The sequence below is a fragment of the Paraburkholderia sp. SARCC-3016 genome (assembly GCF_031119615.1).
Taxonomy (GTDB): domain Bacteria; phylum Pseudomonadota; class Gammaproteobacteria; order Burkholderiales; family Burkholderiaceae; genus Paraburkholderia.
This window is the reverse complement of record NZ_JAVHZD010000020.1, coordinates 44,292-59,268: the sequence shown is the minus strand read 5'-3', so window position 1 is coordinate 59,268 and position 14,977 is coordinate 44,292. Positions and strand designations below refer to the sequence as shown.

The window sequence follows — 14,977 nt, the reverse complement described above, 5'->3', positions numbered from 1 at the left end:
AGGCGCGGTCAGGTGCAAGTCAGGCTTGGGTAGCGGGCGGCACGATAGGGTTATAGCCTCCCAGATTCGCAAGCGGATGCGCCGTTTGCGACTGCAATAGCGCGGAGACTTTCTCCACCGGCGTTTTGTTGAACGAACTCGCGGCCGCATTCATCGCCATGCTGGCGATCAGCAGAAACGGCGTAATGATCGGCCCGACCACCGGAATGTAAGGCGTCACCATCGTGACCGCGTTGGTGGTCGACGCAGCGAGGCTCAGGTCGTCCGCTCGCGTGAGCGTCCCCTGTTCGGCTCTTTCGATGTAATCGGACACCTTGACGCCATATTCGACCAACGCTGGAACGACGAGGCCCGCGCTGGCGTACGCCATAAGCTTGACGCCGCCGGGAATGGGCCACTTTTTGCCCCCGAGTTCGTTGGCACGATTGAGCTCGACATTGAAGGCGAACTTCTGGAAGGAGTTCTTCATCTGGTCGGCGCTTTCGCGCAACTCGGCGGCCAGCGCATTCAATCGCGCCCTGCCTGTATCGATTTGCGGCAGTCCGCTGGCGTTCAACGGACCATAAGCGTGAGCGACCCGCTCGGCCGACGCAACGATGCTGTCCGCCGAACGCCTGATGCCGCTCTGGATTTCCGAGTCGGCCACGGGCGAGACGGTGCGAACCATCGCTTCGCCTTCGGCATCCGACGTCGTGCCCGCGTTCGACGGCGATGCATTGCCGGCAGGCTCCAGCTTGGCAAGCTCGGCGTGCGTGGGCGTGCAGGTTTGCAGCTCACCGGTTTTCGGGTCGATCCTTTGCGCGCTTTCGATGGTGCCGTCGGGCTTGTACTCGTAACTGATTCCACGAGCAGGTTCGTCGCGGGATTGTGGAAACAGCGTTTCAGCGCGTTTTCCCGGCAGCTTCGCCTCGCGGTTATCCGCTTTGTACTGGCTAGCGGATACGAGCGCCGCGTCGACATACAAGCCGACCGACGAATCGATGGTTCCCTGCGCGAACGCCGCTCCGGCGGCCACATAGTCGGACGTCGGATCTTCTCCTCTCGCCACTTTGTTGGCGGCGGATTCGAGGTACATCGCGCCGCGTGTCAGGCCCGATGCGATCGATATGCCGCGCGTTGCAAATTGCAGCGTTGCCGGCAAGGGCGCATTGAACGGCATCATCGGCTTCTGAACCCGGGACAGTGTCGGCAACTTGTCCTTGACGAACTGCGAGTTGTTAAAGCGAACGTAGCCGTATTCTCCGGCTCTGACGAGGCCCGCAACCGATCCGCCGTATTTCGTGAAGTCCTTTTCGGCCTGTTTTTGCGCGTTCGTCTGTTGGGTGGTAAAGATGAGTCCGTTTTGCTCCGGATAGCGGACCGCGCCTGACCGCTCATAAGAGTACTGAAGTTTGAGGTGCGTGCCGGGCGGTGTCAGCGGCGGCGGCACGATGGAGTCCGGCTGAACCGCTGCAGCCGGATCTCCCCTGTCACCTTCAGGCATGGTGATCGACGTGACGCCGAGATCTTTTGTGCCGATCAGCATGTCTTTGCCCGAGCTCGTGTCGTAAAACGACAGTTTCCCGGCATAGTCGTGAGGACTGCCGCCAGGGTGGGCCTCCGAAACAAAGACGGCCTCGCTGGTTTCGGGTGTCGCGAGCCGGCTGTGGTTGACGGTCGCCGCCATCAACGAAGCCGCCAGATGGCTCTGATCGTTGCTATCGGATATCGCGCTTTCGAGGTTTGCGCGGCGTTCGCGCAGCAAATCGACGACGGCGCTCTTTTGCGCTGCGTCATCGGGGTTGCGCCTGGCGATGAGGGCGGATCGGTTCTGGTCCAGCCAATCGTCGAAGTTCTTGACGCGTGCGTCAATGATGCCTTTCTTCAGCGCCGCGTCCTGTTCGAGCAGCAGATAAGTCTCCGATGTCTTGTTCATCTGCCTGACGATCGATTCGGAATCGATCTTGCCGACATTGTTGCTCCGCCACGCGCGCAAATCGAGCACCAGCTGTTCCCACGCCTTACCCAGGTGGTCGTCGATCTTTTGCTTCGCATTCTGTGTCGCCTGACGACAGAGCGCGCGCGCATCGGTCGCCGATACGATCCAGTTGGCGCGGCCGGCATGGACGTCCTGTGCGATGCGGTTGGTCGCATCGAGCATTATCGCGCCGGACACGTACGGCGGCATATCGGCCAGATGTTTCCGGTTGGCCTCGCGCCACGATTTTTCCGCGTCTTCATTTGCCTGTTGTGCGCGTGCGAGTGACTGTCTGGCAGCTTTGTACCTTGCGTAGTCGGCGGGCCAGGGGATACCCGAGAACGGGTCCGCGCGGCTGGTCATCTGATGCTCGGCATCATCGAGTCCGCTTTGTGCAGTGCGTACGCTCTGCGCGGATGTCTCGAGCACACCGCGATCGCTGCTGAGATCGTGTTCGATCGAACCGCGGATGTAATCGCTCGATTCGTTCCAGGCACCGATTTGCGAGGTGGTCAACATCCGGTTCAGGTTAGCGATCAGCCGGTCATCGTTCGCATGGCTCGCCAGGGTCCGCGCTCGATTCTCGGGCTGTTTGCGGTGAAGCGCGCCGGATCCGGGCGGCACGCCTGTCTGCCTGGAAGCGCTCGAACGTTCGCGGCTTGCAGGAGCGTGTGATGGCGATCCTGGCTTGTCGCTTGTTCGCGCCGACGATGTATCGGCGAAAGCGGCGGCTGTCTGATCCGATGCACGGTCTGCGCTGTTGGCAATCTGCTGCGGAGCCGATGGTGCTGCGCCTTTCGCGGTGTCGCCGTCGGCCCGCATGCGCGGGTCGATAGAAGGTGGATTGACCAGCATGATGTCGTCTCCTTTGCATTTGTGATCGGGCTTACTGCGATCATTAGGCCAAAGGCACGCATCGCGATGGTGTTGCGGGAGTACGCTGAATAGAGCTTTCAAGCGCCGACGCGGGCGACATGCATCGCGAGACGACGCTGTTCAAAACGGGTTATCGACCGCCCCCGGCTTCGCGTTCGGCTCGTCCTTGATGCGTTCGGGCAGATCCGCTTGCGCCTGCAATGCGGCGACCGCGCTATCGACTGCCTGCTTGAGTGCAAGCGCGGCCTTGAGTCCGCGCTTATCCTTCGTGAGCGCTAGCGTGCCGCTGATCAGCACGCGGGTCGCGCCATTCGTAATGGTCAACGCATCGCCCTCAATGCCGAGCACGTCGACGTCGTTTGAATACGCGTTAAACACCTTTGAGCCCTCCTGGCCGTTCGTCCTTCGCACTCTCGGGAATACCGGGAAAGCGGATGCCGCTGGCCGCTTCGAGTTCATGCACGGTTTTGACGTTGTAGCGGTTGGTCGCAGTGTTGTCCACGACCACCGCGAACGCAAGCCGCTTCGACGGCACGTAGATCACCTTGAACAATTGGGTCGGCACGAATACGCGTGTCGCGCCGATCGTCTGCAACCGCTGGCCGACGAACATCGGGCCCGTGACGACGTAGGTGTCATCGTATTTCAGCGCGAGTTTGCGCACGGCGCTTTCGACGCGCGACCACAAGCGTTCATTGTTCTCGCGATTCTGCGGGACGATGTTCGCGAGCGAAAAAGATTGCGCCATGCCTGCCTCGTTCCAGCGATTGCCGGCCGGGCTCATATGGCCGCGGTCGAACCCGCTGCGCCTGTAATCGGCGAGCGTCGCACCTTCGCCGGCGGGCAGGCGCGCATCTTCGAAGAAGCGATTCGTGCGCGTCATATTTCTGGCTGCCTCGATATGATCGCGCGTCAAATGTTCGGCGGACCACAACGGCCCGTGCGTGATGCCGGAATGCAGCACCGCAAAATCCGCATAGCAGAGCATGCGTGTTTGCGGCGCCATTTTCGGATTGGTTAGCACGGGCCATTGGCCGTTTGGCGTGAAATCGGTGCAGGACGGCGCCGCCGTCGCATGAGCCGCGACAGCGGCCAGCAGGCAGAGAAACCACTTCTTCATAGATTGCAGAGGGATGAAAGGCAGGACGAAAAAGGCATGGGCGGAAACGGCGAGGCGCAAGTATAGCGTCGCGCGGCGCGAGCGCGTTAATGCGATTGCACTGCAGCAATCCGCTTTGAACGCGTGGTGAAGGGATAGAAGAGGACGCTACCGAACTACTCGGGTGGCTGCCATTGCGGCGCCTTGCGAGCCATCGATTTACCGTGGCCGTTCATTCGCTACGAATGGCCCGTTGCGCAGCGCGCGGGCCGACGCACGCGCGCCAGGGGCGCCGGTCAGCGCCCGAAGATGCTGTTTTCCGCTTTTACCGGCTGGCGATCAACCGCTTGCAGGCGCCAGAAGCCGTTCATCGGCGAATGCGTGCGTTCGGACTGCCATGCCGCAACGCCTTGCGAAGAACTGACACGCTGTCTGCGGTCGACATGCAATCCTTCGAGCGTGCACAACGGCGCTTCTGTGCTCGGCGCGCATAACGCAGTGACACCGTCGCTATCGCGCAATTCTCCCCACGGGGGGAGATGCACGCCTTCGTGTGCTTCTCTGGACCAGCGGCGCTGTTCGGTGTCCAGCCACAGCACTGCGTAGTCATGATTCACGGTTGGATCCGGACCGTTGATAAGGATGGTCAGCCGCATTTCCAAGCCCCCCGCATAGACGCTTGTCCGCTACAACAGTCTATGTCGGACGAAAAGTTATGCAACCCAAACCACTATCGGCGAGATTGAAAATCACAATTGGGAACGCATGGGTGAGCTTCTAGATTTAATGCACGGCTCAGGCGCGCGCGTCCAGCCGCAGTCGCTCGCGACGATGCCCGCTTCCCCAACGCGCGATTCCCACACTACAAAAGATGGATGGAGGCTCAGATGACGCAACTGAAGGGATCCAGAACAGAAGACAACCTTAAGGCTGCATTCGCCGGCGAATCGCAAGCCAATCGCCGCTACCTGTATTTCGCCGCCAAGGCGGACGTCGAGGGCCAGAACGACGTCGCAGCGCTGTTCCGTTCGACCGCGGAAGGGGAGACGGGTCATGCGCATGGCCACCTCGAATATCTCGAAGCATCGGGCGATCCGGCCACCGGTTTGCCGTTCGGCTCGTCGCGCCTGAATCTCGAGGCCGCAATCGCCGGCGAAACGCATGAATATACGGACATGTACCCCGGCATGGCTAAAACGGCGCGTGACGAAGGCTTCGACGAAATCGCCAACTGGTTCGAAACCCTGGCCAAGGCGGAACGCAGCCATGCCAACCGTTATTCGAAAGCGCTCGAGTCGCTGGTGGACTGACGAGGCCGCAGCCGGCAGTGTGAATTGATGCCCGATGCCGTTTCGTTAAACGGCACGCCCCACGCCTCGCGCGAGAAACCGCGGCGCATGTCCGCGGCTTCTCGCGCCGCTTCGCGTGCGGTCTTCTCCACGAAACGGCTCCTGGCATAAACAAGAACGATGAAAAGGAGACTGACGTCATGCCCCACAAGGAAGGCAGTCTCGAAGCACCGACCCGGCACGCGCTCGACTGGCGCTCCGACAGTTTCTACGATCAGAGCGCAATCGACGAAGAACTGACGCGCGTCTTCGACATCTGCGCGGGCTGTCGCCGTTGCGTATCGTTGTGCGGTGCATTCCCCACGCTGTTCGATCTCGTCGACGAGACCGACACCGGCGAAGCGCACGACGTCGACAAGGCGCATTTCGGCAAGGTGGTGGACCAGTGCTATCTGTGCGATCTCTGCTACATGACGAAATGCCCGTACGTGCCGCCGCATCCGTGGAATGTCGATTTCCCGCATCTGATGCTGCGCACCAAGGCCGCGAGCTATAAGCGCGGCGAGGTCAAAACACGCGACAGGTTTTTGTCGAATACCGATGCGCTGGGCCATTTCGCCGGCATCCCGGTCGTGACCCAAACCGTCAACGCCGTCAACCATACGGCCGCCGCGCGCGGATTGATGGAGACCGTGCTAGGCGTCCACAGGAATGCATGGTTGCCATCGTTCGCCTCACGCAAATTCCGCAGTGCAGCGAAGCGATCGCGAGACATACCGGTTCGGGACGGCGAACGAACGCCCGGCAAGGTGGCGATCTATGCAACGTGCTACGTGAATTTCAACGAGCCCGGCATCGGTCATGATCTGCTTGCAGTACTCGCGCATAACGACATTCCATATGAGCTTGTAAGCAGCGAGTCATGTTGTGGAATGCCTTTGCTCGAACAGGGCGATCTCGATGGCGTGGCGCGGAAGAAGGAGAAAAACCTGCCGATCCTGGCCAGATACGCGCGTGACGGTTACGCGCTGATCGGCGCGATTCCGAGTTGCGTGATGATGTACAAACACGAGCTGCCGCTGATGTTCCCCGGCGATGAAGACGTGCGCGCCGTCAGCGAAGCGTTCTGGGACCCGTTCGAGTACTTTGTGTCGCGGCATCGCGACGGCCTGCTGAAGACCGATTTCAATACGCCGCTCGGCAAGGTCTCGTATCACGTGCCTTGTCATGCGCGCGTGCAGAACATCGGCCGCAAGACATCCGAAACCCTGGCGCTCGTGCCGGACACGCAAGTGACGGTGGTCGAGCGTTGCTCCGGACACGCAGGCACGTTCGGCGTGAAAAAGGAGTTCCACGAGACGGCAATGAAAATCGGCACACCGGTCTTCAAGGCAATGGCACAGCCGCAGCCCGACTATATTTCGTCCGACTGCCAGCTGGCGGGCCACCATATCGAACAGGGGTTCGACGAAACCGGTTTGCCGAAGGCGCAACTCGCGCATCCGCTGACGCTGCTGCGCAAAGCCTACGGCTTATGAGCCCTCTCACACGTCGCAAGGACATCCGATGACGATCGCAAGGAACTCCCTGTTGTCGCTCGAGAACTATTCGAAGTCGCGCACGGCAATGCGCAGCCGCGTAATCGAGCACAAGAAACACCGCACCGTGAAGCTCGGCAACCACCTGACGTTTCTGTTCGAAGACGAGCTGACGATTCGCTATCAGATTCAGGAGATGCTGCACATCGAAAAGATTTTCGACGAAGACGGCATTCAGGGCGAACTCGAAGCATACTTGCCGCTCGTGCCCGACGGCAGCAATCTGAAAGCGACGATCCAGATCGAGTATGAGAACGAGATCGAGCGGCGGGCGGCGTTGGCGCGGCTCATCGGTATCGAAGATCGTGTTTTCATTCAGGTGGAAGGCGACGCGCCTGTCTATGCGATCGCCGACGAAGATCTCGATCGCGAGAACAACGAGAAGACATCCGCTGTGCACTTTGCCCGTTTCGAACTGACACCGGCGATGAAGGCCCGCTTGCGCGACGGCGCGGCGTTGCTGATCGGATGCGATCATCCGAACTATCCGGTTCCGGTGCAGGTGATTGAAGCAAGCGTGCGCGCGTCACTGCTGAACGACCTCAGTTGATCGTCGCAGGCTCGATCTACGTCAGCGTTGCGTCCGCCGCGCCCGAAGCACAGACACAAGCACACGCTCAAAGCGCCTTGCGATAGACCACAAAGCCAGAGCGTTCGGCGATGCGATCGTAAAGCTGCATCGCCGTCGCATTGGTCTCGTGCGTGATCCAGTAGACGCGTTCCGCACGCGCGGCGCGCGCCTCTTCATACACGCGTTCGATCAGCGCGCGGCCGATGCCTTTGCCGCGTTCCGCTTCATCGGTGAACAGATCCTGCAGGTAGCACGTCGGCCCGGCCATGAGCGTGTTGCGGTGATACAGATAGTGCACGAGGCCCACGAGCTTGGCGTTGCGTTCCGCGACGAGCGCATGCATCGGCTCATAGCCGTCGAAAAATCGCGTCCACGTCAACTGCGTGATTTCGCGCGGCACAGCCGTCGCACCGACGCGGCCGTAGAAGCGGTTGTAGCCGTCCCACAGCGGCAGCCATGCATCGAAATCATCGGGTGTGACAGGTCGAACCAGAGGTCGGTGCGGAACGGGGTCGCTCATCGCAGCGCAGGCGCTAGCGCGACGAGGGTTGGCGCAGCGTCTCCCGAACTCTCCTCGCGGCGAGCAGTGGCATGTAATCGAGAATGCGACCGTCGGCCTGGTATTGCGCCAATGTGTCGGAGTAAAGCTTCGAGACGGTTTCAGGCGGGGTGTTCGTTTCAGCGGCGATTGCCTTGACGACTTCTTCGGCGTCAAGCTGTGGCTGGGCCATGAATCTCTCCGGTTGTAACGGTCAGAAAAAAGGCAAAGCACGGGAATAGCATTACACGTCGCCAGACGTCTCGATACCAATTGAATCGAACTATCAATCGCGCGTCTTTCGTTCGAACAAAGCGGGACGCGGGTCGCCGCAAAACAGCACTCCGACTGCATATATTCGACACGCGGCGAATCGGCATGCGTCCCGGTGACGCAGTGCGGAAAATGAAAGCAGCGCGACAGCCAATCGATAAACGTCGAGCCGCGCGTTCGTGTACGATCGCACTCCAAATTCTTCACAACAAACCGGAGACCGACGTGATCCGATCGATCGCGATGCAGGCGGCCCTGCTCGCAGCCCTCTCGCTTGCCGCTCACGCGTTTGCTGCGACGCCGTCCGACGCCCATGCTGCGATTCCCGAACGTGCCGCGGATTTCGTCGCACGCGACTTTCATTTCTCGGACGGCACGATTCTGCCCGAGGTCCGCATCCATTACGTGACGCTCGGCACGCCGCAGCGCGATGCGCGCGGCGACGTGACCAACGCGGTGCTTCTGATGCATGGCACCACCGGCACGGGCAACGCGTATCTGACACCGCTGATGCGCAAAGAGCTCTTCGCGCCCGGCGAGCCGCTCGACGCAAGCCGTTACTTCATCGTGATCCCCGACGGCCTCGGCCGCGGCGGTTCGACGAAGCCCAGCGACGGCATGCGGATGAATTTCCCGCATTACGGTTACGGCGACGTCGTCGAGGCGAACCATCAACTGCTCGTCGACGGACTGAAGATCAAACATTTGCGGCTCGTGCTCGGCACGTCGATGGGCGGCATGCAGACGTGGATGTGGGGCGAGCGCTATCCGGCCATGGCCGACGCGCTGATGCCGATCGCCAGCCAGCCGATCGCGATGGCGGGCCGCAACTGGCTGTGGCGGCAGATGATCGTCGGTGCGATCCGCAACGATCCCGCCTGGCAGGGCGGCGCGTATTCGGCCGAGCCGACGCAATGGACGCGCGTCATGCCGATTTTCACGCTGATGACGAACAACCCCGCGCGTATGCAGACCGAGGCGCCGGACCGCGCATCTGCGACGAAGATGTACGACACGCTTGTCGCGAATGCCGGGAAGACCGATGCGAATGACGTGCTGTACTGGTTCGAATCGTCGTGGGACTACAACCCCGCGCCCGAGCTGTCGAAAATCCGCGGACGCCTGTTCGCCGTCAATTTCGCGGACGACCTGATCAATGCGACGGACCTCGGCGTCATGCAGAAGCTGATTGGCGAAGTGCCGGGCGGCCGCTTCGTCGAAATGCCTGAAACCGCGCATTCGTATGGGCATCAGACGCTCGCGCATCCGGACGTTTGGAAGCCGTACCTCGTGCAGTTGATGAGCGGCAACTGACGCGTCCGTCCTGAGCGTCAGGCAGGGTACGAAGCGGCACATAAAAGCGAGAAATGAAAGCGGCACATGAAGCGGGCGCCATGGAATAACCCTGCGCCCGCCTTTCGCCGCCATGGCGAAATGCGATAATCGCCGTTTCACCATCGCGGAATCCAGCCGGAACCGAGCCGGAACCCCCCAAGCCCGCGAAGCCCCACGCCGGAGAACCCTCTTGAGCCGCATCGACAACCCCACACGAGACCAGGAAGCCGGCTCCGCCGATTCCACGCAAGACATCACGCGCATCGACGACACGCGCATCGGCGCGGTGCGCCCGCTTATTTCCCCGGCGCTGCTGCTCGACGAACTGCCGATTCCGCCTGCGGTGCAGGCGCTCGTCGAAAAAAGCCGCATGGAAGTGGCAAACGTGCTGCACGGTCGCGACGACCGGCCGGTGATTATCGTCGGCCCGTGCTCGATTCACGACCACGATCAGGCGATCGACTATGCGCATCTGTTGAAGGCGAAGGCGGACGGATTGCGCGACGATCTGCTGATCGTCATGCGCGTGTACTTCGAGAAGCCGCGCACGACGGTCGGCTGGAAGGGTTACATCAACGATCCGCGCCTCGACGGCAGTTTCCGCATCAACGAAGGCCTGCGTCGCGCGCGCGAACTGTTGATCGACATCGGCAATCTCGGTTTGCCGACCGCGACCGAATTTCTCGACCTGCTGAGCCCGCAATACATCGCGGATCTGATCGCCTGGGGTGCGATCGGCGCGCGCACGACCGAGAGTCAGACCCATCGGCAGCTTGCATCGGGCATGAGCTGCCCGATCGGCTTCAAGAACGGCACCGACGGCGGCGTGCAGATCGCGGCCGATGCGATCGTCGCCGCGCGCGCAAGCCATGCGTTTATGGGCATGACGAAGATGGGCATGGCCGCGATCTTCGAAACGCGCGGTAATGACGACGCACACGTAATCCTGCGCGGCGGCAAAAAAGGCCCGAACTACGACGCCGCCGGCGTGGAAGAAGCATGCGCGGCATTGCGCAAGCTCGGCTTGCGCGAACAGGTGATGATCGACTGCTCGCATGCGAACTCGGGCAAATCGCACGAGCGGCAAGCGGAAGTCGCGAAAGATATCGGGCAACAGCTTTCGGGCGGCGATCGCCGCATCATCGGCGTGATGATCGAAAGTCATCTCGAAGCCGGCCGTCAGGATCTCAAGCCGGGTGTGCCGCTTGCTCGCGGCGTGTCGATCACCGACGCGTGCCTGAGCTGGGCGCAAACCGAACCGGTGCTCGACGAACTCGCGCAGGCCGTGCGTACGCGCCGTCAACGCGGCTAGCGGCCGCAGGCGGGACCGCGGGCCGGCCACGCTCAGCGCGGTCGGCGCGTTCGGCAAAATGCGCCGGATCAAGGCAACATGGAGTCGAGGCGCCAATCAACGCGCCGCCCTTTCACATACGTTGCACGAGGGAACATGAGCACCGTTACCGCATATGCGAAGACCGCCCCGACTCGCGCGGAAGTCGATGCGCTTGCCGGCGTAACCATTGTCGAATTCGGCACCGACTGGTGCGGCTACTGCAAGGGCGCGCAGCCCATCATCGAAAAAGCGTTTGCACAGCATCCGGGCACGCGTCATCTGAAGATCGAAGACGGGCCGGGGCGCCCGCTCGGCCGTTCGTTTCGTGTAAAGCTGTGGCCGACACTTGTTTTCATGCGCGACGGTGCTGAAATCGGGCGCGTCGTGAGGCCCGGCGACCTCGCCGAACTCGAGGAAGCATTCGCGGCTCTGAAGGCATGAGCGGCGCGCGTGGCCCGATGCAGGCACGTCGGCCGCGCATTGCATAAGCACCGCATCCGATCCCGGCGCTAATGATGCAATAGCGACTCCCGCGCGGGGCAAGCGCGCCCAAGGAGTTTGCGTCATGTTCATGCATCCCGCAGGCGGCCGGGCGCGGCCACCCGAGTGGTGGCCGGTAGACCACGCCACGCCGAACGTCGAGGTCGGCCACCACCTCGTTCGCGCCGATCATCGCGGCGCCGACGCTCGCGCGACGCCGCGTGTGAGCGAAACCCGATCGGCCGGGAAGGGCGACGCGGCGCGCTCGGCGCCGAGCGTGAAACGCGGCGCCGTGCTCGGCCGTTGCTTGCCCGGCTCGCGGTTTCGCGAGTGCCGCGGCGGAGAAGCGCTCAACACCGGATCGGTCGGTCACGAGCGTTTCGATCAGTACGACTACCGGCGCTTGCGCACCCCGGAGCATCGCGGCGTCTGCGATGGGGCCGTATGGGAAGCACTACGGCGCATCGACAGGAGCGACGCCCGTCAGCCGCTTACGCTGCAATCGGCGGTTCGCCAGATGAGTGTCGAGGCAAATCGGGGCGGCCTCGCCGCGGCTGACATGTTGAGTCGCGTCATCGACCTCCAGGCGAGTCCCGCGACGCTGGCTTTGCGTCGCCACACGCAAGCGCCCGTCGTGTATTCGGATCCGCATGGCGAGCGGGGCGAACGGGTGGACGGCATGTTAGGCGCAGCGCGTGGGCATCTGCGCAATTCAGGCGACCTGGCCGTATTGCGCGTTGGATTGACCGTGCGCGGTTCGAATGAAGGGCGCACAGGGCACACGCTCGCGATTCAGCGACTGCAGCACGATCGTTACACGATCTTCGACCCGAATAACGGCGCGTTCGTGTACCCGACCTGGCGTGCCGCCGACCACGCGCTGCGCCGATATCTCGACGACGCTTTCGGTGAAGCGGGGCGCATCGTCGTGCCCGATAGTCTCGAATTCTTCTCCGCGTCGCCGAGCCCGTCGCAGGGCGCATCCGCGCAGGAGGTCGAGGCTGTCGTCGCGCCAGCCGATGCGTGGGCCGATGCGCCGCAACCCGGTCCATCTTCTCAATCGCGAAGCGGCGCTGCGACCTTGCGCGCGTACGCGGACACTGCGGTCGCGTCCGATCGACTGTCGGACGACGTGCTTTCCGCAGAGGCAGGGCAGCGGCGCGTGATGGCCGGCATGTGCAGCGGGCTCGTGGTTCGCGCGATGGAGAACGTCGCGCGTGGCCGCGCGCCGGATTTGCTGTCGGCGGTGGAAGATATTCGGGTACAGCTAGGCAATGCCGCGAGCCGGCAATCGACGATTCACGACATCGCCGAACTTCAGGAGCAGAACCAGTACGCAGTCGTGGCGGAGATAACGGACCGGCTCCGGCATGCGGGCGCGACCGGCATTCGTTCAGGCGCCGCGCTTGTCGACGATCTACGACGTCAGTTCGGCACCGCCTACTATCGCGATCACGCCGTGCGCGGCTCCCGGAATGACTTTGTCGAAATCGGACTGACGTTCCGGTCCGTCGATAGCGACGATCCGAACGCAAGCGAAAGCGACGACCCGCAAGGCCATTCGATCGTCGTGCAGCGGCTGCGGCCATTGGCCGACTTCGAGCGCGACGGGTACGCCGTTTACGATCCCGGTGTCGGCGTATTCCGATACGCGGACTTCGCGCAGATGTCGTCGGCGTTGCGAAGCCTGTTTGACAATGGTTATCGGGAATCGGGCGGCATCGAGCGTGCGGACACCACGTGGTTCGCTGACAGCCGGCGCGAGCATCAGGTCGTGCCTGTCTTGCCCATGCCGTCCACGTCGCGGGAGTCGCCAGCGGCCGACATGCGCCTCGGCAGCGTCGAACGCATGCTCGATATTGGCGGCAGCCCTGCAATGACGCCGCCTCACGCGACGCTGCCTCCGCCGCCCGACTTGAACACGGGGCCGACGTCGCTTGCCGGCTCCGGTCACGATGAGCTGAAGCGCTCGCCGGAACGGCTGTCGGCCGAGCGCCGGCCGTATGCGCTGTTTCGACCATCGACGCTGAGCCCGGACGTGCTGATGGCGCGCGGCGGTTTCGACACGGAACAGACGAAGCTGCGCGACGTCGATCTCGATCTTCACGACGCCGACCTCGCGGCACGGCCGGCCGTCACCGACAGCGCGGGCTATCTGGCGACTTTTCGCAACGAACGTGTCGCACTCGGCCGTCTGCAAGCTCATGCGCAAAACGGCTTCGTGTACTTCGTCGCGCCGACGCCGAACATGATCGATGTCGGCGCCACGCTCGGATCGCACGCGCGTGATCCGCAATCCGGCGAAATCGCGGCGATGGGACGCATCGACTACGAGCAGATTCGCGGCTGGCGTGCCGTGACAGACGGCATTGCGGGGGAATTTATCAAGAATCCGAAATATCGCTGGGATGTTTACGATCGGACCGGCACGGCGGGCGCACAGCCGCAGCTTGCCCGTATGCCGATTGCCGGCGACGCGTGGCACACCGCGCCTCACCGCTCGTTCGTCTCGACGGACGAGAACGGTGCCGCGGTGTTCCACTGCGATCCGAATGTCGAGCACGCGGCGTTTTACGACAATGCGTGGCAGAAAGTACGCAATCTGCAGATGCGCCAGGCGATGGGGGGCGATTACCGCGGGCCGCTGACGATCCAGGCATACGGCGGCGATGCATCGAGAACCCGTGTCTTCATCGACGGGTATGGCCAGGTGGCTGTGGATACCGCCTACAGCCGCTATGCGAGGCACGCGGGCAACCGCACGTCGTTTGCGATCGGCGACGACGGGCGCTTTCATCTGGCGAACGACTATGGCGCGGTGCTGCGCGTCGGCAACGACGGATACCTCTATCTGGGCAGGATTCCCGACGACCCCGCATCGCTGAACGGTGTATTCGCTTATGACGGGCGCCATCTCGTGCATCGGGAGGACGACAAGTATCTGACAGTCGGCAAGACAGCGTTTACGCCGTTCGTCACCAGTTGGGACGCCGGTTGGCGTTCGGACTGGCGTCTCGAGCGCCCCGACGGACAGCGCGCCGCACCGCCCTCGACAAACTTGCATACGTTCGACGCAAGGGCGGCGGGCAGCCGGCAACAACTATTCCGGTTCGAGGAAGATCCCGATACCGCACTGCCCGAAACCGCGACGCACTTCGTTACGCGCGTGCCGGTCAACCGGTTTTACGGCGACTTTGCGGATTACGCATCGCACATGACCGCCGGCGACGCCCGCGACGCGGCGCGTTGGCTCGATTCTCAGAACGCCGCATGGCTCTTTCGGGATGGGTACTACGTAGTGCCGGATCGAGCCGGGGGTTTGCAGGTGCGGACCGTGGGAGGGACCACCGTACAGCGCATTTCCGGCACGTCCGCCGCAGGCAACGACGATGGCGCAGGCGCGCCGTTCCTGCGCTTGCCCGACCGTGCCGGGCGCGCATACCGGATAAGCGACGATGCATGGCAAAGGGTGCAGGAGGGCGAAGCGCGCCGCGAATTTCTACGCACAGCCCTGAAGGGCGTTTATTTCATGAAGTGAGCGGTGGGTCAGTGTCCGCCGTAACGTCATGTCGCACCCCGATACGACGCGGCGTCGTTGCCCGCATGTTGCAATACGACGGTCAACACG

General features: G+C 62.5%; 13 protein-coding genes. 7 read left to right on the top strand and 6 right to left on the bottom strand.

Translation table 11 applies throughout. The annotated features are described in order from the left end of the window. Positions 1 to 19: 19 nt before the first annotated feature. The 4 genes from QYH69_RS20575 to QYH69_RS20560 form a co-directional block, all read right to left on the bottom strand. Positions 20 to 2,581: a hypothetical protein gene (locus QYH69_RS20575; protein WP_308833648.1), complete on the bottom strand. Its 2,562-nt coding sequence runs from the start codon at positions 2,579 to 2,581 to the stop codon at positions 20 to 22. A gap of 372 nt (positions 2,582 to 2,953) precedes the next feature. Continuing rightward, a complete protein-coding gene (locus QYH69_RS20570; protein ID WP_308833647.1) occupies positions 2,954 to 3,211 on the bottom strand; it encodes a hypothetical protein in 258 nt (85 codons plus the stop codon). After that, entirely contained in the window at positions 3,204 to 3,953 is a 750-nt protein-coding gene (locus tag QYH69_RS20565; RefSeq protein WP_308833646.1) for a DNA/RNA non-specific endonuclease, read from the bottom strand. The genes QYH69_RS20570 and QYH69_RS20565 overlap by 8 nt, the downstream gene beginning before the upstream one ends. 275 nt (positions 3,954 to 4,228) lie before the next feature. Next, complete coding sequence (locus QYH69_RS20560; RefSeq protein WP_308833645.1) at positions 4,229 to 4,588, bottom strand: DUF3564 domain-containing protein; 360 nt, start codon at positions 4,586 to 4,588, stop codon at positions 4,229 to 4,231. Between the two features lie 231 nt (positions 4,589 to 4,819). Here QYH69_RS20560 and QYH69_RS20555 point away from each other — a divergent pair, with 231 nt between their 5' ends. The 3 genes from QYH69_RS20555 to QYH69_RS20545 all read left to right on the top strand — a co-directional run bounded on the left by QYH69_RS20555 (position 4,820) and on the right by QYH69_RS20545 (position 7,369). Continuing rightward, positions 4,820 to 5,242, top strand: a complete 423-nt coding sequence (locus tag QYH69_RS20555; protein WP_075161269.1) for a rubrerythrin family protein — start codon at positions 4,820 to 4,822, stop codon at positions 5,240 to 5,242. Positions 5,243 to 5,421: 179 nt separating this feature from the next. Then, a complete protein-coding gene (locus QYH69_RS20550) occupies positions 5,422 to 6,759 on the top strand; it encodes a heterodisulfide reductase-related iron-sulfur binding cluster (RefSeq protein ID WP_308833644.1) in 1,338 nt (445 codons plus the stop codon). A 28-nt stretch (positions 6,760 to 6,787) separates the two neighbouring features. Continuing rightward, complete coding sequence (locus QYH69_RS20545) at positions 6,788 to 7,369, top strand: DUF3501 family protein (RefSeq protein ID WP_308833643.1); 582 nt, start codon at positions 6,788 to 6,790, stop codon at positions 7,367 to 7,369. A gap of 67 nt (positions 7,370 to 7,436) precedes the next feature. On the opposite strand, the gene QYH69_RS20540 is transcribed toward QYH69_RS20545, so the two are convergent. Next, complete coding sequence (locus QYH69_RS20540) at positions 7,437 to 7,910, bottom strand: GNAT family N-acetyltransferase (RefSeq protein ID WP_308833642.1); 474 nt, start codon at positions 7,908 to 7,910, stop codon at positions 7,437 to 7,439. Positions 7,911 to 7,923: 13 nt separating this feature from the next. Continuing rightward, on the bottom strand, positions 7,924 to 8,121 hold the full coding sequence (locus QYH69_RS20535) for a DUF3562 domain-containing protein (protein ID WP_308833641.1): 198 nt from the start codon (positions 8,119 to 8,121) through the stop codon (positions 7,924 to 7,926). A 305-nt stretch (positions 8,122 to 8,426) separates the two neighbouring features. Here QYH69_RS20535 and QYH69_RS20530 point away from each other — a divergent pair, with 305 nt between their 5' ends. The 4 genes from QYH69_RS20530 (at position 8,427) to QYH69_RS20515 (ending at position 14,887) form a co-directional block, all read left to right on the top strand. Then, positions 8,427 to 9,515: an alpha/beta fold hydrolase gene (locus tag QYH69_RS20530; protein WP_308833640.1), complete on the top strand. Its 1,089-nt coding sequence runs from the start codon at positions 8,427 to 8,429 to the stop codon at positions 9,513 to 9,515. Between the two features lie 211 nt (positions 9,516 to 9,726). Continuing rightward, entirely contained in the window at positions 9,727 to 10,848 is a 1,122-nt protein-coding gene (locus QYH69_RS20525; RefSeq protein WP_308833639.1) for a 3-deoxy-7-phosphoheptulonate synthase, read from the top strand. 135 nt (positions 10,849 to 10,983) lie between these two features. Continuing rightward, positions 10,984 to 11,310 (top strand): thioredoxin family protein, encoded by a 327-nt coding sequence (locus tag QYH69_RS20520; RefSeq protein WP_308833638.1) that lies wholly within the window; start codon positions 10,984 to 10,986, stop codon positions 11,308 to 11,310. Positions 11,311 to 11,434: 124 nt separating this feature from the next. Continuing rightward, positions 11,435 to 14,887 (top strand): enterotoxin A family protein, encoded by a 3,453-nt coding sequence (locus tag QYH69_RS20515; protein ID WP_308833637.1) that lies wholly within the window; start codon positions 11,435 to 11,437, stop codon positions 14,885 to 14,887. The last annotated feature ends 90 nt before the right edge of the window (positions 14,888 to 14,977 follow it).